The 21,088-nt window shown below is 71.9% G+C and carries 20 protein-coding genes; 13 read left to right on the top strand and 7 right to left on the bottom strand.

What is annotated here, in order from left to right:
• Nucleotides 1–11: 11 nt before the first annotated feature.
• Nucleotides 12–293, bottom strand: a complete 282-nt coding sequence (locus ACZ4N5_RS17635; protein WP_326788250.1) for an Lrp/AsnC family transcriptional regulator — start codon at nt 291–293, stop codon at nt 12–14.
• 41 nt (nt 294–334) lie between these two features.
• Entirely contained in the window at nt 335–1,090 is a 756-nt protein-coding gene (locus tag ACZ4N5_RS17630; protein ID WP_467757959.1) for a rhomboid family intramembrane serine protease, read from the bottom strand.
• 153 nt (nt 1,091–1,243) lie between these two features.
• Between ACZ4N5_RS17630 and ACZ4N5_RS17625 the strand changes: the two genes are divergently transcribed.
• The 5 genes from ACZ4N5_RS17625 to ACZ4N5_RS17605 all read left to right on the top strand — a co-directional run bounded on the left by ACZ4N5_RS17625 (nt 1,244) and on the right by ACZ4N5_RS17605 (nt 6,930).
• A complete protein-coding gene (locus ACZ4N5_RS17625) occupies nt 1,244–1,483 on the top strand; it encodes a hypothetical protein (protein ID WP_261706939.1) in 240 nt (79 codons plus the stop codon).
• Nucleotides 1,484–1,518: 35 nt separating this feature from the next.
• Nucleotides 1,519–2,868: an NYN domain-containing protein gene (locus tag ACZ4N5_RS17620; RefSeq protein WP_467757958.1), complete on the top strand. Its 1,350-nt coding sequence runs from the start codon at nt 1,519–1,521 to the stop codon at nt 2,866–2,868.
• 431 nt (nt 2,869–3,299) lie between these two features.
• A complete protein-coding gene (locus ACZ4N5_RS17615; protein WP_467757957.1) occupies nt 3,300–4,334 on the top strand; it encodes a C40 family peptidase in 1,035 nt (344 codons plus the stop codon).
• 240 nt (nt 4,335–4,574) lie between these two features.
• Nucleotides 4,575–5,597 (top strand): C40 family peptidase, encoded by a 1,023-nt coding sequence (locus tag ACZ4N5_RS17610; RefSeq protein ID WP_467757956.1) that lies wholly within the window; start codon nt 4,575–4,577, stop codon nt 5,595–5,597.
• Nucleotides 5,598–5,694: 97 nt separating this feature from the next.
• On the top strand, nt 5,695–6,930 hold the full coding sequence (locus ACZ4N5_RS17605; RefSeq protein ID WP_467757955.1) for a hypothetical protein: 1,236 nt from the start codon (nt 5,695–5,697) through the stop codon (nt 6,928–6,930).
• A 13-nt stretch (nt 6,931–6,943) separates the two neighbouring features.
• Here the strand turns inward: ACZ4N5_RS17605 and ACZ4N5_RS17600 are convergent, their stop codons facing one another.
• The gene (locus ACZ4N5_RS17600; protein ID WP_467757954.1) at nt 6,944–7,468 is read right to left on the bottom strand and encodes a PadR family transcriptional regulator; all 525 of its coding nucleotides are present in this window, start codon (nt 7,466–7,468) and stop codon (nt 6,944–6,946) included.
• 194 nt (nt 7,469–7,662) lie between these two features.
• On the opposite strand from ACZ4N5_RS17600, the gene ACZ4N5_RS17595 reads away from it, so the two are divergent.
• Entirely contained in the window at nt 7,663–8,982 is a 1,320-nt protein-coding gene (locus tag ACZ4N5_RS17595; RefSeq protein WP_467757953.1) for an MATE family efflux transporter, read from the top strand.
• On the opposite strand, the gene ACZ4N5_RS17590 is transcribed toward ACZ4N5_RS17595, so the two are convergent.
• On the bottom strand, nt 8,943–10,184 hold the full coding sequence (locus ACZ4N5_RS17590) for a glycosyltransferase 87 family protein (protein WP_467757952.1): 1,242 nt from the start codon (nt 10,182–10,184) through the stop codon (nt 8,943–8,945). The two genes, ACZ4N5_RS17595 and ACZ4N5_RS17590, sit on opposite strands and share 40 nt — an antisense overlap.
• A 143-nt stretch (nt 10,185–10,327) precedes the next feature.
• Here ACZ4N5_RS17590 and ACZ4N5_RS17585 point away from each other — a divergent pair, with 143 nt between their 5' ends.
• On the top strand, nt 10,328–11,470 hold the full coding sequence (locus ACZ4N5_RS17585; RefSeq protein ID WP_467757951.1) for a glycosyltransferase family 4 protein: 1,143 nt from the start codon (nt 10,328–10,330) through the stop codon (nt 11,468–11,470).
• A 293-nt stretch (nt 11,471–11,763) separates the two neighbouring features.
• Here the strand turns inward: ACZ4N5_RS17585 and ACZ4N5_RS17580 are convergent, their stop codons facing one another.
• Nucleotides 11,764–13,560, bottom strand: coding sequence for an AMP-dependent synthetase/ligase (locus tag ACZ4N5_RS17580; protein ID WP_467757950.1), 1,797 nt, complete (start codon nt 13,558–13,560; stop codon nt 11,764–11,766).
• Nucleotides 13,561–13,898: 338 nt separating this feature from the next.
• Between ACZ4N5_RS17580 and ACZ4N5_RS17575 the strand changes: the two genes are divergently transcribed.
• The 6 genes from ACZ4N5_RS17575 (at nt 13,899) to ACZ4N5_RS17550 (ending at nt 19,305) form a co-directional block, all read left to right on the top strand.
• Entirely contained in the window at nt 13,899–14,654 is a 756-nt protein-coding gene (locus ACZ4N5_RS17575; RefSeq protein WP_467757993.1) for a metallophosphoesterase family protein, read from the top strand.
• Nucleotides 14,655–14,778: 124 nt separating this feature from the next.
• Nucleotides 14,779–15,219, top strand: a complete 441-nt coding sequence (locus ACZ4N5_RS17570) for an SRPBCC family protein (RefSeq protein ID WP_467757949.1) — start codon at nt 14,779–14,781, stop codon at nt 15,217–15,219.
• A 435-nt stretch (nt 15,220–15,654) separates the two neighbouring features.
• Nucleotides 15,655–16,824, top strand: a complete 1,170-nt coding sequence (locus tag ACZ4N5_RS17565; RefSeq protein WP_467757948.1) for an ArsA family ATPase — start codon at nt 15,655–15,657, stop codon at nt 16,822–16,824.
• Nucleotides 16,825–16,916: 92 nt separating this feature from the next.
• Entirely contained in the window at nt 16,917–17,402 is a 486-nt protein-coding gene (locus ACZ4N5_RS17560) for a DUF5304 domain-containing protein (RefSeq protein WP_467757947.1), read from the top strand.
• 54 nt (nt 17,403–17,456) lie between these two features.
• Entirely contained in the window at nt 17,457–18,410 is a 954-nt protein-coding gene (locus ACZ4N5_RS17555; RefSeq protein ID WP_467757946.1) for an ROK family glucokinase, read from the top strand.
• Between the two features lie 130 nt (nt 18,411–18,540).
• Complete coding sequence (locus ACZ4N5_RS17550) at nt 18,541–19,305, top strand: endonuclease/exonuclease/phosphatase family protein (protein WP_467757945.1); 765 nt, start codon at nt 18,541–18,543, stop codon at nt 19,303–19,305.
• Between the two features lie 52 nt (nt 19,306–19,357).
• Here the strand turns inward: ACZ4N5_RS17550 and ACZ4N5_RS17545 are convergent, their stop codons facing one another.
• Together ACZ4N5_RS17545 and ACZ4N5_RS17540 are read right to left on the bottom strand one after the other, a co-directional pair.
• Nucleotides 19,358–20,128: a hypothetical protein gene (locus ACZ4N5_RS17545; protein WP_467757944.1), complete on the bottom strand. Its 771-nt coding sequence runs from the start codon at nt 20,126–20,128 to the stop codon at nt 19,358–19,360.
• Nucleotides 20,121–20,930, bottom strand: coding sequence for an alpha/beta hydrolase (locus tag ACZ4N5_RS17540; protein ID WP_467757943.1), 810 nt, complete (start codon nt 20,928–20,930; stop codon nt 20,121–20,123). Before ACZ4N5_RS17540 ends, ACZ4N5_RS17545 begins: the two co-directional genes overlap by 8 nt.
• Between the last annotated feature and the right edge of the window lie 158 nt (nt 20,931–21,088).

Genomic DNA, 21,088 nt, shown 5'->3' with positions numbered 1-21,088 from the left:
GCCGCCGTCGGTCAGGAGTCGAGGCCGATCGCGAACGCCGCCTCCAGGTCGTGCTGGGAGTACGTACGGAACGCCACGTGCGTGTCCGTCGCCTCGACACCCGGGATCTTGCTGATCTTGCCGGGAATGACGTCCGCGAGGTCGTCGTGGGCCTTGACCCGGACCATCGCGATCAGGTCGTAGGTGCCGGTCACGGAGAAGACCTCGCTGACGCTCTCCAGCGACGCGATCGACTCGGCGATCTCGGGGATCCGGTCCACGCTGGTCTTGATGAGGACGATCGCGGTGATCACGGCTGGTTCTCTCCCTAGGGGCCGCTGCTGGGGATCTCACCCTACTCGCGGTCCACCCGACCCGGCTGATCCACCGGGGGCCCCGGCAGCAGCCCCGGAGCGGGCACGACGGCCGTACGGCGGTGGAACCGCGCCCACGCGTAGCCGAAACCAAGGGAGAAGCCCACGAGGTGGGCCAGGTAGGCGACCCCGGGGCCCGAGGCGCTGCGGCCCGCCGCCAGCCACTGCAGGGTGAACCAGAACGGCAGCACCACCCAGGCCGGGAACCGCAGCGGCAGGAAGAACAGGAACGGGAAGAGACTGGTCACCCGGGCCTTGGGGAACAGGTACAGGAACGCGCCGAGCACCGCGGAGATCGCCCCGGAGGCCCCGACCAGGGACTGCTGCGAGGTGGCGTTCGCGGCGGCGTAGCCGAGCAGGGCCAGATATCCGCAGCCCAGGTAGAAGAGGGCGAACTCCAGATGGCCCATGCGTTCCTCGGTCATCAGCCCGAAGACGTAGAAGAAGAGCATGTTGCCCAGGAGGTGGAGCCAGCTGCCGTGGATGAACAGGGCGGTGGCGGGGGTGAGCGCCTCGCGCGGGGCCCCGCCGAACAGGTCGGCCGGGACCACGCCCCAGCGGCGGAAGTACGCCCGCTGGGCGACCAGCAGTTCGTCCCCGGTGCCGTACGCGGGATCGAGCCCCGAGGCGGGACCGATCACGAAGATCAGACAGCACAGGACGATCAGCCCGTATGTCACCGGCGCCGACTGACCCCGCAGCGCCCTGCCGACCGCCGTACTCCAATTGCCGATCATGGTGCAGAGCATGACGTAACCACACCGATGCACACAGACCGCCTCGCCGCCGCGGACAGCCGAGCGTCGAGTACCCGCCAGGCCGTAGGGTTACGAGCCACATGCACCGGGAGACCGGCGCCGGACGGACACTAGAAGGAAAGCGACCGCCCTATGACAGTTCCCCTGCCCGACGCCAAGACCCGCTGGCGCTGCGCCCTCTGCGGCAACCTCACGCGTTTCGACGTCACCCGCTCCTCGAAGGTCGTCGAGTACGTACACCTCGACCTGGCCGGTGAGCCGAAGGTCGAGGAGCGCGAGGTGGTCAGTGAGACCATCGAGTCGGTGCGGTGCCGCTGGTGCAACGCGGTGGATCAGGTCGAACTCGTGGACAGGCCGGGCGCCGGCTCCTGACGGAGCGGGCCCCGCACGGATATTGGGGTGAACGGATGGTGGAGACCACGGGCGGGGAGCCGGACGACGGCACCGCCGAGGTGCTCGACCGTCCGCTGCCCGACGGCGTGCGCCGACGTGTCGTGCAGATCGTCTCGGACGGCTTCGGCGGTCTGACGATGGCCGAACTGCCCGTCCAGTTGAGGCAGTACGCCCGATTCGCGCCGAACCGGCGGGCCAAGTTCGCCGGTAACGCCATGGCCGCGGCGCTGGAGACGGACCCGCTGTTCAGACAGCGCATCGCCGAGAAGCTGAGAGAGGCCCAGCCGGAGCTCGTCGGAGTTCTCGACTCGGGCGCGCCGCCCCCGGCCGCGGATCCGCTGGACGTGGCGGCCGCGGCCTATGTGCTGCGTCCCGCGGGCTGGGTGAAGCTGGTGACCGCCGCGGGCGAGGAGGCCCTGCGGGCGGACGCCGAGCGCGCCGATGAGGAGAACCGCGCCGAGCTGGAGCGGCTGCGCACGGAACTCGCCGAGGCCCGCGGGCAGACGCGGGCCGAGTCCGAACGGCTGCGCACGGAAATGGAATCGGCCAGGAAAGAAGCGGAATCACTCCACCGCAAGCTGCGCAGCGCCCTCAGTGACGTCAAGCGCGGCGAGGCGGCCCTGCGCAAGCTCCAGGCGGAGACGGACGCGGCGAGGGCGGAGAGCCAGGCCCAGGTGTCCGCCGCCGAGAGCGAGGCCCGGCGGCTCAAGGGGCGCCTCTCGGAGGCCGAGGCCGCCCTGGAGGCCACCCGCAAGGCGGCCCGCGAGGGGCGCAGCGTCGAGGACATGCGCGTGCGGCTGCTGCTCGACACCGTGCTGGACGCGGCCCAGGGCCTGCGCCGGGAACTGGCGCTGCCTCCCATCTCCGTCCGGCCCGCGGAGACCGTGGAGGCCGTAGAACCGGGACGGATGACACCGAAGGACATCGCCACCCGCGCGCTGTCCGAGAACGACCCCGCGATCCTGGACCAGCTGCTCGCGCTGCCCCAGGCGCACCTGGTCGTCGACGGCTACAACGTCACCAAGACCGGCTATCCCCAGATGCCGCTGGAGAAGCAGCGCCTGAGGCTGCTCGGGCAGCTCTCGCAGCTGGCCGCGCAGACCGGCGCCGAGGTCACCTGTGTCTTCGACGGGGCCGAGCTGGCCGCGCCGGTGCTGCTCGCGCCGCCGCGCGGGGTGCGGGTGCTGTTCTCCAAGCCCGGTGTCACGGCGGACGAGCTGATCCGACAGCTGGTGCGGGCCGAACCGCCGGGCCGGCCGGTCATCGTCGTCTCGACCGACCGTGAGGTGGCCGACGGCATCGCCAAGGCGGGTGCCCGGCCGGTGGCGTCCGTGGTGCTCCTCAAGCGCTTCTCACGCAGCTGAGCAATCCCTTTCGTTCCCTTTCTCCCTTGTGTTGCCCAGCGCTCACCCATGCCCCTTTCGTGCGCCCTTCGCACGTCTTCGGGAGCGTCATCTCCCGCTCCTGACCACGGGTTTCGCGTGGGCGGCGTTCCGTGGCCTACGTCGCATGAGTCACCTACGCACCATGCGCAACCTCTGGGCCCGATGCCCGAATTAGTCGGACCTTCACGCGACGTAGTGTCAAGCGGACATCACTGCAGGTGAGTTGATTGCAAAGAATGCGCTCGGTGACAAAGAATTTTCAGGTTTGGATTTGAACTGATCACAAGAAGGTCACTAGGGTCAGGCCTCGAACCTCCAACTAGGGTGATCACTCATGAGGAGTGACGGTGGAGGGGCACCGCCCGTCGGCGTCATCGGCAGGCGGCTGGAGGAAGAAGGAGCTCGCCTTCGTGGCGTCCCACCGTCGACCCAAGCAGCCGAGCCGCACCCGTGTGACCGTGCTCACCACTGCCGCCGCTGCCGCCGTTGTCCTCAGTGCCAACGCTGCCAACGCCGCGCCGTCCGAGAAGCCCAGCAAGGACGAGGTCAAGTCCAAGGTCGACAAGCTCTACGAAGAGGCCGAGCAGGCCACTGAGAAGCTCGACGGCGCCAAGGAGAAGCAGCAGAAGCTGCAGAAGCAGATCAGCGCTCTCCAGGACAACGTCGCCCGCGGCCAGCAGGAGCTCAACGACCTGCGCGACGGCCTCGGTTCGATGGCCAGCGCCCAGTACCGCACCGGCGGCATCGACCCCTCCGTGGCGCTCTTCCTCTCCTCGAACCCGGACGACTTCCTGGACAAGGCCTCGGCCATGGACCAGCTGAGCGCCCAGCAGGTCGGGTCGCTCAAGAAGGTCCAGGAGAAGCAGCGTTCGCTCGCCCAGCAACGTGCCGAGGCCTCCGCGAAGCTCAAGGACCTCGCCGACACCCGGGCCGAGCTCGCCAAGAAGAAGAAGGAAGTCCAGAGCAAGCTGGGCTCCGCCCAGAAGCTCCTGAACTCGCTGACGGCGCAGGAGAAGGCGGCGCTGGCGTCCCAGGAGCAGGACCGGGCGACCCGCGCCAGCGAGCGCGTCGACCTCGGCAACACCAAGGCCGCCTCGGGCCGCGCCGGCGCCGCGTTCGCCGCCGCCCAGAGCGTGATCGGATCGCCGTACGTCTACGGCGCCTCCGGCCCCAGCTCCTTCGACTGCTCGGGCCTCACCTCCTGGGCGTACGCCCAGGCCGGCGTGACCATACCGCGCACCTCGGAGGCCCAGGCCAACGCGGGCACCCGCATCTACTCGCAGAGCGCTCTGCAGGTCGGCGACCTGGTCATCTTCTACGGCGACCAGCACCACGTCGGCCTCTACGCGGGCAACGGCCAGGTGCTGCACGCCCCGCACACCGGCGCGGTCGTCCGTTACGAGTCGATCGCCAACATGCCCTTCCAGTTCGGCGTCCGGATCTGATCCGGACGGGCGGTCCGGGACACGCGTCCGCCGCCCGCAGGGACCCCCTGTCGCTCCGCCCAAACGGGCGAATTGCGACAACTCCCGCTGACCTCACGCCCCGTCGGTGACCTGCGTCTCCGGCGGGGCGTCACTTTGTGTGCCCGGCGAGGCCTTTGGCCGGTGCGTAGTCGCGCGGCTACTGTCTGGCGCGATCCCCCGACGGCGGGGGACCGTCAGCGGAAGGGAGAGCGGCTACCCGTGGGGTTCCATCGCCGCCTTGCACCGACCGGCTTCGACCGGGGCGCCGGCGCCTTCGGTGTCGCCGCCTGCGTGATGTCCGCGGCGGCCGCCGCACTCGGCGCCCTGCCCGCCTCCGCGGCACCGCAGGACGACACCCGGGCCGAGGTGGACCGCCTCTTCGCCCAGGCGGAGAAGGCCACCGAGGCCTACAACAAGGCCGACGAGCGCGGCGACGCGCTGCGCGAGCAGATCGGCACGGCACAGGACGAGATCGCCCGGCAGCAGGAGCGCGTCAACGCCATGCGGGACGCGCTGGGTTCGCTCGCCGGGGCGCAGTACCGCTCCGGCGGCCTCGACCCCTCCCTCGCGCTGCTCTTCTCCGACAGCCCGGACGACTACCTCGACAAGGCCTCCGCGCTCGACCGGATCGGCACCCGGCAGGCCGGTGAACTCAAGGACCTCCAGCGGGCCCTGCGCGACCTCGCCCAGGAGCGCGAGGAGGCCGACGGGAAACTCGCCGAACTGGAGCGCAGCCGCGAGTCCGTCGCCCGGAACAAGCGGGTCATCGAGGGCAAACTGGCCAAGGCGCGGCAACTGCTCAACTCGCTGCCGTACGCCGACCGCGCCGCCTACGACCGGGCGTCGCGCTCGACGCGCGCCGACCTGCCCGGCCTCGGTGACGCCGTCGCGTCCTCGTCGCGCGCGGCCATCGCCGTCGCCGCTGCCCGCTCGGCGCTCGGCCGCCCCTATGTGTGGGGCGCCAACGGGCCCGGCGGCTTCGACTGTTCGGGCCTCATGCAGTGGTCGTACGCGCACGCCGGGGTCGGTCTGCCGCGCACCTCGCAGGCCCAGCGGTACGCCGGACGGCAGGTGCCGCTCTCCCAGGCGCAGCCCGGTGACCTGGTGACCTACCGGTCCGACGCCAGTCATGTCGCCATGTACGTGGGCAACGGCCAGGTGATCCACGCGCCCTACCCGGGCGCCCCGGTGCGCTACGACCCGGTCGGGATGATGCCGATCTCGTCCGTCACCCGGGTCTGACTCGCTCGTCACCCGGTCTGACGGGGCACGGAACCGGCGCCGGGCGGGTCCGGCACGCGGTCCGGCGGGCGGGCGCGGGCACCGTACGATCGGGAGGATGGCTGGTCGAAGGTGTGCGTCGCGAGCGGGACTCTCCCTGGTGCTGCTGCTCGCCGTGCTCGTCGGCTGCGGCGGCCGGGCGCCGTCGGACACCGCGGCGGCCGAGGTGCGGCGGGTCCTCGACCGGCGGGCGACCGCGGTCCTGGACGGGGACGCGGCGGCGTTCCGGGCCACCGGGGCGTCGGCCGGCGCCGGAGCCGGCTTCGCGAACCTGCGCGCCGTGCCGCTGGCGGACTGGTCCTACCGTCTGACCGATCTGCGCCGCTCCGGCGACCGGGCCACCGCCGACGCCCAGCTGCGCTACCGCATCGAGGGCTACGACGCCGCACCGGTCACCGTGGACCGCACTCTGCGGCTGACCCGCGCCGACGGAACCTGGCGCGTCACCTCCGACGAGCCCGCGGGCAAGGGCGGCGCCCAGCTGTGGGACCAGGGAGCCGTGACGGCCGTACGGGGTGAGCACAGCCTCGTCCTCGGGGTCGGCCAGTCCGGCGAGCGGCTGCGCTCCTTCGCGGATCTCGCGGACCGGGCGGTGCCCGCCGTGTCGGAGGCCTGGGGCACGGACTGGGCGCGGCACGTCGTCGTCCTCGTACCGAAGTCGCTGGAGGGGATGGCGGGGCTGCTCGGGGCTCCGGCGTCCGGGTACCGGGGGATCGCCGCGGTCACCGTCGGTGAGGCGAGCGAAGCGAAACAGGGGTCCCCCCGGCCCGAGGCCGGGGGAGGTCCGGCGAAGGCGCCCGCGGACCGGATCGTCATCAACCCGGACGCGTACGGCGTCCTCGGCGACCTCGGCAAGCAGGTCGTGCTCACCCACGAGACCACGCATGTCGCCACCCGCGCCCACACCACGGCCGCCACCCCGCTGTGGCTCTCCGAGGGGTACGCGGACTGGGCCGGCTATCGCGGCAGCGGGCGGGCACCCGGGCAGGTCGCGCCGGAACTGGAGCGCGCCGTGGCCGAGGGGCACGTTCCTGCCGCGCTGCCCGACGACGGGGACTTCGGGTTCACCTCGGACGCGGGCCGGCTGGCGCGGGCCTACGAGGGCGGCTGGATGGCCTGCCGACTGATCGCCGACCACTGGGGCGAGGTCCGGCTGAACGACTTCTACCGGGCGGTGGGTGACCACCGGGAGCGGGCGGGGGCGGTCGAGGGCGCGCTGCGGGACGTGCTGCGCACGACGCCGGAGCAGTTCACCCAGTTGTGGCGGCAGTACCTCAAGGACCAACTCGGCTGACGGGCGGGGCCGTTCACTCCTCAAGCCGGTGAATGGCCTCCGCGAGCCAGGTGCGCTCGGCCTCGCCGGTCGCCCGTGCCACCCGCAGCATGCCCTGCCGGAACAGGTCGTCGGCCTCCTCCGCGCGCACGGGCCGGCCGTCCCGGTAGAAGAAGCTCGCCGGGGTCTCCAGGAACTCCTGGCGGCGGCGCAGCACCGCGGCCTGCTCACGTGGGTCCCCCAGGTGGCGCAGGAACGCCAGCAGGGCGTTGAAGCGGACCTGGTCGGTGATCTCGGTCTGCTTGGGGTGGCGCAGCCGCTCCAGGAGGCCCTCACGGCCCTTGTCGGTGAGCGACAGGATGCGCCGCGGGGCCGCGCCGCTGCCCGGCTCGGTGTGCTGGTCGAGCATGCCCGCGGCGACGAGGCGGGTGATCGCCGGGTAGAGAGCGCCGTCGCTGACCGGGCGGACATGGCCGCTGAGGGCCTTGATGCGCTCCTTCAGCTCGTAGCCGTGCAGGGGCCCCTCGTACAGAAAGCCCAGGATAGACAGCTCAAGCATCCGGTCGGCTCCTCGCTCGTGGGTCGTCGCGGTACGACGCGTCTGCCGTACCGCGGATCACTTTCCCGCATCCCGCTCCGCTCACGGACGCCCCGCACCCCCGCACCCGTCCTGATCCTTGCGGGGTTCGGGCACTCATGGTACCTCTTATCGAGCTACCTCGAAACGAGGTAGCTCGTTTCGAGGGAGGCTTCGTGAACGCCCATCGCAAGCAGCTCATAGCGCTCGCCCACCCCGTCTACCTCTCCCTGCTCGCCTCCGTCGCGGCGGGAATCATCAACACCGTCTGGGTCTCCCGGCTCGGCGGTGACGCCGTGGCCGCCGTCGCCGTCGCGACGAACACCGAGAACGTGCTGCTCGGCGTGGCCCTGGTCTTCGCGTCCGGCACCACCGTCCTGGTCGCGCACGCCCGGGGCGCCCGTGATCCGGGCGCGGTCCGGGCGGCCGTACGCGGAGGCTGGGCGCTGTGCGCCGCGGTCACGCCGGTGATCGCCCTCGGCGGCTACCTGCTGCGCGAGCCGCTGGCCCGGCTGGTGCTCGGCGGCGACGGACGCGCGCTGACCCTCGCCGTCCAGTACTTCGCCGTCTCGCTGCCAGGTATCGCCGTCTTCTTCGCGCAGAACCTCGTCGACGGCATCCTGAAGGGCACCGGCGACACCCGCACCCCGATGCGCCTCGCCCTGCTGGCCAACGGTCTGATCCTCGGCCTCGACCCGTTTCTCATCCACGCGTACGGCGTCCGGGGCGCCGCCGTCTCGACCGTGCTGTGCCGCTCGGTGGCCCTCGGCGCCGGCCTGCGCGCCCTGCGCCGGAACACCCTGCTGTCCGAGGCGGCGACCGCGCCGCCCGCCGAGACCACCGGCGCCGCGCTGCGCCGCACCCTCACCACCGGTCTGCCCATGTCCGCCGACTTCACGGTGCGGCAGGGCGGCGCGCTCGTGCTGGTCGCGATCGTGGCCCGGCTCGGGACGACGGCGGTGGCGGCGTACGCGATCGCCTACAAGGTCATGTACATCGCCACCATGGCGTTCTACTCGGTCCGGCAGGCCGCCTCGATCCACACCGCGCACACGCGGGGCGCGGGCCGCGACGAGCGGGGCGCCATCGGACGGCAGGCCGTCCTCGTCTCGGGGACCGCCGGGCTGCTCGCCGCAGGGCTCCTGTGCGCCCTGGCGCCCTGGATCATGCGGGCCTTCGGCGCCGGCCCCGCGGTGGCCCACGACGGCGTGCTGTTCCTGCGCTGCGTCGGCCCCTACCTGCTGCTGATGGCCTGCTTCATCGCCGTCGGCGGGGTCTTCGAGGGCAGTGGGGGAGCGTCGGCGCTGCTCCGCGTGACGCTGGCCGGTACCGCGGTCCAGCTCCCGCTCGCCCACGCCCTGTCCGGACTGGGGCTGCCGGGCGTCTGCCTGGCCCTCGCGCTGTCCATGGCGGTGCAGTGCGCAGCCCTGTGGCTGTGGGCCGGGCGGACCCGGCGTCAGGAGGACGCCAGGGTCTCCTTGGTGCGGGCCGCCTGAGCGGGGAGCGCCTGCGGCGGCGAGGAGACCGTGCTCCGCCACAGCTGCCGCGCGCCGAGCAGCGCGGCGACCACCAGCAGGCCGTTGCGGATGACGAGCAGAGTGATGCCGAGCGGGGTGCTGCCCACGACGTCCGCGAACCAGGTGGGGAACTCCAGCACCGTCACGGAGCAGGCGAGGAGCACCAGGCAGGCGGGCACCGTCATCCGGCTCGCGCGAAAGCACAGACAGACCGCCGCGATACCGACCAGCCACACCAGGTACTGCGGGCTGATGACCCGGCTGGTGGCCGTGAACATCAGGACGGCCACGAACGCGGCGTCGGCGAGCGTGTGCGGCAGGAACCGCTTGGCGCACAGCCGCCACAGCAGCAGCCAGCCGAAGGCGAGCGCCGTCAGGAACAGGGCCGCCGTGCTCACCAGGTCGACGTAGGGGCCGACGAACTCCACCGAGCCGTAGTTGAGCAGCACACGCCCGTTCCAGCCGTGGTGCCGGGCCACATGGAAGACGAGGGAGCCCAGCGACTCCACCTCGGTGCCGCGGTCGCGCTGGAAGGTCAGGAAGGCGAACGCGCCCGGCATCGTCATCCAGAACAGCGCCGCGATCCCGGCCACCGTCGCCGCGGCCGAGACCCAGGCCCGGCGGCGCACGGCGCCGAGCAGCAGGAGCACCGGCCACACCTTCACCATCGCGCCGAAGCCCGCGAGAGCCCCCATCACCCGGGGATGGCGGGCTCCGGCGAGCAGCGCGGCGACCGCGACGGCCGTCACCATCACGTCGTAGCGGGCGTACACGGTCGGCCCGAGCAGCGGCACCCCGATCATCCAGACCCAGGCGCCGCGCAGCGTCTTGCCGGAGCGCGAGCCCGCGTACAGGAGCAGCCCGAACGCCACCAGGTCGGCGACGAAGGCCAGCACGAAGAAGGCGTGCGGGTAGTCGAGGAAGGGCAGCAGACCGGGGGAGAGGATCGCGAGGGCGGCGGCCGGCGGATACTGCCAGGTCACGTCGTTCAGCGGGAAAGCGCCGTTGCGCAGGACGTCGTACCAGCCGTGGTAGATCACGGCGACGTCGCTGGTGACGTCCGGGCCGGGGAAGATGTACACCTTGGCCACGAACAGCAGCAGCATCAGCCTGGTCAGGCCCCAGATTCCCAGCAGTGCGGCCACGCCGAACGGGGACCTCGTGCTCCGTGCCCCCGTCATGCCCACCTGGCCCTCTTCGTCCGGAAACCGTGTGCGTCGCCGCCGTGCTCTTCGCGGACCCAGGGTGACGCGCCGGTCTGTGTGCGAGCCGTCGAGCGCGGCCGTGCCGAGCTGTGAGTATAGGTTCGATAGTGTCGAACACGATGCACAAGACCCTGATCGTGACGAACGATTTCCCGCCCCGCCCCGGCGGCATCCAGGCCTTTCTGCACAACATGGCACTGCGTCTGGACCCCGGGCAGCTCGTCGTCTACGCCTCGACGTGGAAGCGCGGCCGCGAGGGTGCCGAGGCGACCGCCGCGTTCGACGCGGAGCAGCCCTTCACCGTCGTACGGGACCGCACGACCGTGCTCCTGCCGACGCCCGGCGCCACCCGGAGGGCGGTCGGCCTGCTGCGCGAACACGGCTGTACGTCGGTGTGGTTCGGGGCGGCGGCCCCGCTCGGCCTGATGGCTCCGGCACTGCGCAAGGCGGGCGCGCGACGCCTCGTGGCGACCACGCACGGCCACGAGGCCGGCTGGGCCCAGCTGCCCGCCGCCCGCACGCTGTTGCGCCGGATCGGTGAGTCCACCGACACGATCACCTACCTCGGGGAGTACACGCGCTCGCGGATCGCCTCAGCGCTGACCCCCGAGGCGGCCGCGCGCATGGTCCAGCTGCCGCCCGGCGTCGACGAGGGGACCTTCCACCCCGGCTCGGGCGGCGAGCAGGTCAGGGCCCGGCTCGGCCTCACCGACCGGCCGGTCGTCGTCTGCGTCTCCCGCCTGGTCCCGCGCAAGGGCCAGGACACCCTGGTGCTCGCGATGCCGCGGATCCTGGCCAAGGAGCCGGACGCGGTACTCCTGATCGTCGGCGGCGGGCCGTACGAGAAGGAGCTGCGCAAGCTCGCGTACGACACCGGTGTCGCCGGCTCGGTCCGGTTCACCGGGGCGGTGCCCTGGTCGGAGCTGCCCGCGCACTACGGAGCCGGGGACGTCTTCGCGATGCCGTGCCGGACCCGCAGGGGCGGGCTCGACGTCGAGGGGCTCGGCATCGTGTACCTGGAGGCGTCGGCGACGGGCCTTCCGGTGGTCGCGGGTGACTCGGGCGGCGCGCCCGACGCCGTGCTCGACGGCGAGACGGGCTGGGTCGTACGCGGCGGCTCCGCCGAGGAGACCGCCGACCGCATCGTCACCCTGCTCGGCGATCCCGAACTGCGCCGCCGGATGGGCGAGCGGGGCCGCGCCTGGGTCGAGGAGAAATGGCGCTGGGACCTCTTGGCGGAGCGGCTGCGGGAGCTGCTCTAGCGCGACCGGGTGCGCCTACGGGGGTGCCACTTGCCGCCCGCAGGCGCCTGCGGGCCGCCTTCGCCTGGCCGCGCGGTTCCCCGCGCCCCTGACGGGCGCCCCGTCAGGGGCGCGGGGAACCGCGCGAGCACGACGATGCACCTTCCGCCCGGGAAGGACCCGCACCGCCTACGGCGGTTCCCGGCGGTCCCCGAAAACACCTCGGCCGGTACGGAAAAACGGCTGGGCCCCCTCCAACGAAGGGAGCCCAGCCGTGTTGTTCCCGGCCGGGGTGGAACCCGGTCGCTCGGGCGTCAGCCCCGATAGATCGCCTCGATCTCGTTCGCGTAGTCCTTGGCGACCACGTTGCGCTTCAGCTTCAGAGACGGCGTGAGGTGCCCCGACTCCTCGGTGAACTGGTGGGCGAGGATGCGGAACTTGCGTACCGACTCCGCCTTGGACACCGCCGCATTGCCGTCGTCGATCGCGTCCTGGATGGCGGCGATCAGGTCCGCGTCCTCACGCAGCGACGCCGCGGTCGAGCCGGCCGGCTTCCCGTGCTCCTCGGCCCAGCGGCCCAGGAACTCCTCGTCGACCGTGACCAGCGCGCCCACGAACGGGCGCCCGTCGCCGACGACCATGCACTCCGCGACCAGCGCGTGGGCGCGGATCCGGTCCTCGATCACGGCCGGGGCGACGTTCTTGCCGCCCGCGGTGACGATGATCTCCTTCTTGCGGCCGGTGATGCGGAGGTAGCCGTCCTCGTCGAGGGTGCCGATGTCACCGGTGTGGAACCAGCCGTCGGCCAGCGCCTCGGCGGTCGCGCCCTCGTTGTTCCAGTACTCCTTGAACAGGTGCTCGCCGTGCAGCAGCACCTCGCCGTCGTCGGCGATGCGGATCACGGAGCCGGGCAGCGGCTGGCCGACCGTGCCGATCTTCGTACGGTCCCACGGGTTGAAGGCCGTGGCCGCGCAGGACTCGGTGAGGCCGTAGCCCTCGAGGACCGTGAAGCCGATGCCGCGGAAGAAGTGGCCGAGCCGCTCACCCAGCGGAGCACCGCCCGAGATCGCGTACTCGCCGCGCCCGCCGAGGACGGCGCGCAGTTTGCTGTACACGAGCTTGTCGAACGTCTTGTACTTGATCTTCAGACCGAGCGACGGGCCCGCGGGGGTGTCCAGCGCGCGGCTGTACGCGATCGCCGTGTCCGCCGCCTTGTCGAAGATCTTGCCCTTGCCGTCCGCCTGGGCCTTGGCGCGCGCCGAGTTGTAGACCTTCTCGAAGACGCGCGGCACACCGAGGATCAGCGTCGGCCGGAACGCGGCCAGCTCGTCGGTGAGGTTCTTGATGTCCGGGACACAGCCCAGCTTGATCGGCGCCATCATAGGCGCGACCTGCACGAGCCGCCCGAAGACGTGCGCGAGCGGGAGGAAGAGCAGGACGGAGCACTCGCCCGTGCGGAACAGCGGGCGCAGCCGCTCCACGATGTTGCCGCACTCCGCGAAGAAGGCGCGGTGGGTGAGGACACAGCCCTTGGGCCGGCCGGTGGTCCCGGAGGTGTAGACGATGGTCGCCGGGTCGTCCGCCTTGGCGAGCGAGCTGCGCTCCTCGACGGTGGCGTCACTGACGTCCTTGCCCAGACGCCCCAGCTCCTCGACGCCGCCGGCCTCGATCTGCCAGACGTGCTCGAGGGCGGGCAGCCGGTCGCGCACGGACTCCACGGAGGCCGCGTGCGTGGGCAGCTCCACGATGCAGGCGGTCGCGCCCGAGTCGCCGAGGATCCACTGCACCTGCTCGGCCGAGCTGGTCTCGTACACCGGCACGGTGACGGCGCCGGCGCTCCAGATCGCGAAGTCGAGCAGCGTCCACTCGTAGCGGGTACGGGACATCAGAGCGACCCGGTCGCCGGGCCGCACGCCCGAGGCGATCAGGCCCTTGGCAGCGGCCCGTACCTCGGCGAGGAACGTGGTGGCGCTGACGTCCGTCCACGTGCTGCCCACCTTGCGAGCGATCACGGCTACATCGGGATGCTGCGCGGCGTTTCGACGGACGATATCGGTGAGATTTCCGTCCGCAGGGACCTCGTACAAAGCCGGAAGGCTGAACTCGCGCAAGACTGCTGCTCCTCATAGGGCGCCGGCGCCACGACTCTGTGTGATGCGACGGTGCGGTCCAAGGCTCGGGCAGGTACTCAAGAGATCGCTTGTTGAAATCCCGAGTACGACTGGACGGCCCGGACGTTACCCGCCGGTATGGCTTCTTCGACAGGGGGTCCCGGCGAGATGTTCTATGCGTCACACGTGTTGGCGTTCCTTCGCGCACAGTAGTCCACGCCCTTCTTGCCTAGCCAGTAACCGCAGGTCCGGCCACCTCTGTTCACGTTTGCCGCACAGGCCTACGCTTGATCGTCATGGCATTCACACCGGTCGGCCGTCCGAGGACGCGCATTCATGTGGTCAGTGACGTGCACGGCAACGCCCGGGACCTGGCCCGAGCGGGCGACGGCGCCGACGCCCTGATCTGCCTCGGTGACCTGGTCCTCTTCCTTGACTACGCCGACCACGGGCGCGGCATCTTCCCGGACCTGTTCGGCGTGGAGAACGCCGACCGCATCGTCGAGTTGCGCACCGCCCGCCGCTTCGAGGAGGCGCGCGCGTTCGGCGCCCGGCTGTGGGCAGGCATCGGCACGGACCGGGCCGCCGCGATCGAGAAGGCGGTGCGCAAGCAGTACGCCGAGATGTTCGCCGCGTTCCCGACACCGACGTACGCGACCTACGGCAATGTCGACATGCCGACCCTGTGGCCGGAGTACGCCGGACCCGGCATCACCGTCCTCGACGGCGAGCGGGTCGAGATCGGCGGCCGCGTCTTCGGGTTCGTCGGCGGGGGGCTGCGGACGCCGATGCGGACCCCGTACGAGATCAGCGACGAGGAGTACGCGGCCAAGATCGAGGCGGTCGGCGAGGTCGACGTGCTGTGCACACACATTCCGCCGGAGGTGCCGGAGTTGGTGTACGACACCGTGGCGCGCCGCTTCGAGCGCGGCTCCCGTGCCCTGCTGGACGCGATCCGGCGTACGCGCCCCCGTTACGCGCTCTTCGGCCACGTCCACCAGCCCCTCGTCCGCCGGATGCGCGTCGGGGCGACGGAATGCGTGAATGTGGGGCACTTCGCCGGGTCGGGCCGGCCCTGGGCGCTGGAGTGGTGAGCCGCAGGCCGTGGTGAACGCCGGGTGGGGTGACGGCGCCCGCAGCCGTGCGCGGTAGCCTTCACGCTGCACACACGTGCGCACCACCCTCCCTCACCGGACCTCATCTGGAGGAGCCACCGCGATGGCGGAACACACCAGTTCGAGCATCACGATCGAGGCGGCACCGGCTGACGTCATGGCGGTGATCGCCGACTTCGCCCGCTACCCGGACTGGACGGGTGAGGTGAAGGAGGCGGAGGTCCTCGGGACGGACGAGCGGGGGCGCGCCGAACAGGTCCGCCTCGTCATGGACGCCGGCGCCATCAAGGACGACCAGACCCTCGGCTACACCTGGACCGGCGACCACGAGGTCTCCTGGACCCTGGTCAAGTCGCAGATGCTCCGTTCCCTGGACGGCTCGTACCTCCTCAAGCCCGCGGGCGACGGCGCCACCGAGGTCACCTACCGGCTGACCGTCGACGTCAAGATCCCCATGCTCGGCATGATCAAGCGCAAGGCCGAGAAGGTCATCATCGACCGTGCCCTGGCAGGCCTGAAGAAGCGCGTCGAGGAAACGGTCTAGCCACCCGCGTGCGCCCGCCCCACACCCCGGGGCGTCAGCCCGCCGAGCCCTCGGAGCGCGCCCCGCACCCCGGGCGACGACGACCCCGGCGAGACCCATAAGGCGCCCGCCGGAGCCACACCGCTTCTTTCGCCCCCGCCGCGCCTACCCTTCCCGTACCTGGGGCTCCGCCCCTCAAACGCCGGAGGGGCTGCACCCCACGCACCCGCGGTGGACGGCCGGAACCACGACACACCCGCAGCCGGGAGCGCACGGGAGGGGCCGTGCCGGTACATCAGATGCCCGCAGGCCGGACGGATCATCAGCCGCGCCCGCTTCGAATCGCCGGTGGGATCCGTTCGGATGCGGGCGGAATGTACCGGCGCGGCCCCGACCCGCCCACCGGACCGGAACCCGAAAACCGCCGAGGCCCCCGCACCGGTAGCGTTCACCCCCATGCGCACCATCCTGATCACCGGCCAAGGCGGCACCGGCCGTACCACCGTCGCCGCGGCCACCGCGCTGAAGGCGGCGAGGGAAGGCACCCGCACCCTGGTGCTCACCGCCGACCGCACCGACACCCTCGGTGCCGTCCTGGGCGTCCCCACCGGCCCGGACCCCGTGGAAGCTGTTCCCGGCCTCACCGCCTGGCGCCCCGACGCCGCCGCCCGCTTCCGCGACGACCTCACCGCCTTCCAGCGGCGCGCCACCACCGCCCTCGACCTGCTCGGCGCCTCCCGGCTGGACGCCGAGGAAGTCACCCCGCTCCCCGGCGCCGAGGAACTCGCCCTGCTGCGCGCCCTGCGGGACGCCGCGCTGTCGGAGGCGTACGGCCTGCTCGTCGTGGACCTTCCCCCGGCCCCCCAGGCCCTCGCCCTCCTCGCCCTGCCCGAGGAACTGCGCCGCTATCTGCGCCGCCTGCTCCCGCCGGAGCGCCAGGCGGCCCGTGCCCTGCGCCCCGTCCTCGGCCGCCTCGCGGGCGTGCCCATGCCCGCCGAGTGGCTCTACGAGACGGCGGGGCGCTGGGACGTCGAGCTCGCCGCCGTGCAGGCCGTCGTCGAGGACCGCGCCACGACCGTACGACTGGTCGCCGAGCCCGGACCGGCCGGTGCCGACGCCGTCCGCACCGCCGCCACCGCCCTCGCCCTGCGCGGCCTGCCCGTCGACGGCCTGGTCGCCAACCGGGTGCTGCCCGGCGCCACCAACGACGCCTGGCTGGGGGCCCTCGCGGCCCAGCAGCGCAAGGCCCTGGACGAGTGGCAGGAGACGTACGACGTCCACGAGGTCCCGCACCGCGGCCACGACCCGCGCGGCGCCGACGACCTCGAAGCGCTCCCCGTGCCCGGCGTCAACACCGCGCCCACCCCCGTCGAGTGGCCCGTGACCGACCACCTCGCCGACGACGGCGTGCTCGTCTGGCACATCCCGCTGCCCGGCGCGATACGCGACGAACTCGACCTCATCCGGCGCGGCGACGAACTCGTCCTCACCGTCGGCCAGTTCCACAGGATCGTCCCGCTCCCCTCCGCGCTGCGCCGCTGCACGGTGGCGGGCGCGGCACTGCGCGAGGGCGAACTGCGCATCCGCTTCACGCCCGATCCCGGGCTGTGGCCGCGCGAGAAGTGACCGTGCCGTGATCCGGGGCACCGGACACGGTGAAAGGGATACCCCCGTTCGGGTAACGTCGAAGGCACGAAAAAGTAGGCAGGAGTCCCGCCATGAGCGAAGAGCGCCCCACATCCGACGCCGCTCAGGAGGAGACGGCCGACGAGGTGCGCGTCGAAGAAGCGCACCCCACCGACGCCGACGCCTGGGCGACGGCCTGCGAGGAGGACCTCGCCGCGGAGAAGGCCCGTCGCCGCGCCCAGCACGGCCCGCCGCCCGGCTCGGCCGCCGAGGAACTGCGCAAACTCGTCGACGCCGTCGCCGACAAGCTCTCCGGACTCCAGTCGCCGCTGTTCGGGGCGGTCGCCTCCGGCACCGCCCAGCAGATGGTCAACCAGGTCGTGCAGCAGGCCAAGGCCGCCGTGGAACCGGTGCTGGAGCGCAACCCCGAGGTCTTCGACCACCTCGCGGCCGCGGGCTCCGAACTGCTCGCCGCCTACCGTTCGGCCGTCGAGAACCAGGAGCGCCGCTGGACCACCGGGGGCACCGGATCGCGCGACGACGAGTCGGGTCCGGGCGAACACATCGACTTGGACTAATCGCCCCTCGGGTACGGTTGGCCGTAGCGGGGCTCGACCGAAACTGAGGGATTCATGGGACTCACCATCGGCGTCGATATCGGCGGCACGAAGATCGCGGCCGGTGTGGTCGACGAGGAAGGCAATATCCTCTCGACCCACAAGGTGCCGACTCCCACCACGCCGCAGGCCATCGTGGACGCGATCGCATCGGCAGTGGAGGGCGCGCGCGCCGGTCACGACATCGTCGGCGTCGGCATCGGTGCCGCCGGATACGTGAACCGCCAGCGCTCGACGGTCTACTTCGCGCCGAACATCGACTGGCGCAACGAACCGCTCAAGGCCGAGGTCGAGCAGCGCGTGGGCCTGCCGGTCGTCGTGGAGAACGACGCGAACGCGGCCGCCTGGGGCGAATACAAGTTCGGCGCCGGCAAGGGCCACCGCAACGTCATCTGCATCACCCTCGGCACCGGCCTCGGCGGCGGCATCATCATCGGCAACAAGCTGCGCCGGGGCCACTACGGCGTGGCCGCCGAGTTCGGCCACATCCGGATGGTGCCGGACGGTCTGCTGTGCGGCTGCGGCTCGCAGGGCTGCTGGGAGCAGTACGCCTCCGGGCGCGCCCTCGTCCGCTACGCGAAGCAGCGGGCGAACGCGACCCCGGAGGCCGCGGAGGTCCTCCTGGGCCTCGGTGACGGCACCCCGGACGGCATCGAGGGCAAGCACATCTCCATGGCCGCCCGCCAGGGCGACCATGTCGCGGTGGACTCCTACCGCGAGCTGGCCCGCTGGGCCGGTGCGGGTCTGGCCGACCTCGCCTCGCTCTTCGACCCGTCCGCCTTCATCGTCGGCGGCGGCCTCTCGGACGAGGGCGAGCTGGTCCTCGACCCGATCCGCAACTCGTACAAGCGCTGGCTGGTCGGCGGCAACTGGCGCCCGGTCGCCGATGTGATCGCCGCCCAACTGGGCAACAAGGCGGGTCTCGTCGGAGCGGCGGACCTGGCCCGGGAGCCCGACCCGATCATGTAGTGCCCGCACACCCTGTCGCACGGCAGCGCCCGCCGCACCCCCACGGGACGGCGGGCGCCGCCGTTCCCGGACCGGCCGCGCTGGGGGTTTCACCCCTTCCGGGAGGCTCTCGGCGCGTATCTTGATCGCCATGCCGACCAGCCCTTCCGCCAGTCCGCTGCCCGCGTCCCGCACCGAATCCGACGGTTCGGCCGTCATCCGCGTGCTCAGCTACAACATCCGCTCGATGCGCGACGACACCGCCGCGCTCGCCCGTGTGATCAGCGCCTGCGCTCCGGACCTTGTCCTGGTCCAGGAGGCGCCGCGCTTCTTCCGCTGGCGCAAGAAGCTCGCACGTCTCGCCGCCGCCTCCGGCCTGGTCGTCCTGTCCGGCGGTGCCACCGCCTCCGGCCCCGCGTTGCTGTGCAACCTGCGGGCCACCGTGGAGCGCACCGAGGACGTACTGCTCCCGCTGACCCCGGGTCTGCACCGACGCGGCTTCGCCACGGCGGTCGTGCGTTTCGGGGACGCCCGGCTCGGCGTACTGAGCTGCCATCTGTCGCTCCAGAAGGACGAGCGGTATCAGCAGAGCGGCATGCTCCTGGACCGTCTCGCCGGTCTCGGCACCCCGCACGCCGTCGCGGGCGGTGACCTCAACGAACGCCCGACAGGACCCACGTTCCGCCGTCTCGCGGGCACGCTCCAGGACGGCTGGGCGACCCGTCCCTGGGGCGGGGAGCACACCTGGACGTTCGCGGGGCCCGACCGGCGCATCGACGCGATCTTCGCCACGCCCGGCATCGAGGTCCTCGGCTGCGGGGTGCCGCTCGGCCTCACCGGCGTGACCGGGACAGACCTGAGGGCGGCCACGGACCACCTGCCCGTGCTGGCCGCCCTCAAAGTGTCCGTGTCCTGAGTACCTGTGACCTGAGCGCCCGCGTCCCGAGCGCCCGTTTCATGGGGCCGGGTCAGACCACCGCGCCGCGCCCCGGGTCGTCGAGGTCCTCGTCGTCGCCCTTCATGCGTGTCACCAGGGTGGCGAAGCCGCCGAGGAAACCGCCGATGCCGAGGGTGGTGAGCCACCAGGTCATGTCCCAGCTGAGCAGGACAGCCAGCAGGAGCAGGGCGGGGCCGCCGAGCACACCGAGCCAGGCGAACTTGGCGGTCGTGTCCGCGGCCGGCAGCGGAGGCGGCTCGGGCGGTACGAAGTGGCCCTCGTCGTCCTCGTCGAAGTCGTCCTCGGCCGGCTCGGGCGCGCGGTAGTCCCGCGGGCCGCCGACACCGGGCGCGAAGGCGATCGAGCTGCCGAGGGGTTTGGCGGCGGACGGCCGGTCGGAGGAGGCCTCCGGCTCGGGCGTGGCCCCCGGAGCCGAGCCGTCGTCGCCCTCGCCCGTGCCGTCCCCGGCGCCCTCGTCGCCGGCCCCGGGCCCTGCGTCCGTCCCGGGTTCGGGGAGCGCGAGGTCCTCCACCGACCGATACGGCCGTGAGCCGGGCGGGTCCGGCGGCTCCTCGCCGTATCCCGCGACGATCGACTGCCAGGCGGCGTCCTCGTCGAAGGGCACGCTCTGCTCGTCACCGGGAGACTCCCCGCGGGCACCATCGAGCGACTCTCCGAGCGGGTCCCCCACGGACTCTCCGAGCGCGTCGCCGAGCCCCTCGCCGAGAGTCCCGTCGAGCGGCTCGCCGACGGGTACGCCCTTCTCCTCGGAATCGCCGCGGTCCGCGTCGTGCTCAGCCACCGGCTGCCGTCCCTTCCTGCCGACCCACCTGACCCGCGTCGGCCTCCTTGCCGGCACCGGGTGCGAGCCGGGTGACGAAGGAGTAGCTCTCCTCGAAGATCCGGCCCGCGTCGTGGTCCAACGTCGCGACGTGGTAGCTCTGTTCCAGCACGATCTCCGTCACGTCCGTGGACGACACCCGGCCGAGGATGCGCGCCGAGTCGGCGGGGGAGACCACATGGTCCTGGAGGCTGTGCAGCAGCAGGAGCGGCTGGGTGACCTGCGGCAACTCCGCGTCCACGACCCCGCACAGCTGCCGCATCGAGTGCGCGGCGTGCAGCGGCACCCGGTCGTAGCCGAGCTCTTCGGAGCCCTCCTTCGCGATGTCGCTCGCGATGCCCTTGACGGACGGAACAAGGTGACGGAGCACGGGCAGGGCGTGCGCGGAGAGGCCCTGCACCTTGTTCAGCGGGTTGACGACCACGACGCCGCTGATCTCGTCGCCGTGCTTGGCGGCGAGCCGCAGGGCCAGCGCGCCACCCATCGAGAGCCCGAAGACGAAGACCTGGGAGCAGCTCTCGCGCAGGGCACGCAGCTCGCGGTCCACCTCGGCGTACCAGTCCTGCCAGCCGGTGAGCTGCATGTCCTCCCAGCGGGTGCCGTGTCCCGGCAGCAGGGGCAGCGCGACAGTGAGACCGCGCTCGGCGAGATACTCCGCCCAGGGACGCAGTGACTGCGGGGAGCCGGTGAAACCGTGGCAGAGAAGGACGCCGACCTCTCCGCCCTCGTGGCGGAACGGCTCGGCTCCAGGAAGGACCGGCACCTCGGTCTCCTGTTCATGAGTTGGGCGGAAAACGACTCCAGGTGTGCTTCACCGTACGCGACCGTACTGACACCGACCAGGGTCGTCGGGTCCTTTGGCGGTGCTCCGGGTTAAGGTCTGATCTACGACACAGGAGGCACTCGGGTGATCTACGGCGC

The organism is Streptomyces sp. NPDC026500, from assembly GCF_055567635.1.
Note: the sequence above shows the minus strand (reverse complement) of the source record. Positions and strands in the feature narration are given on the sequence as shown.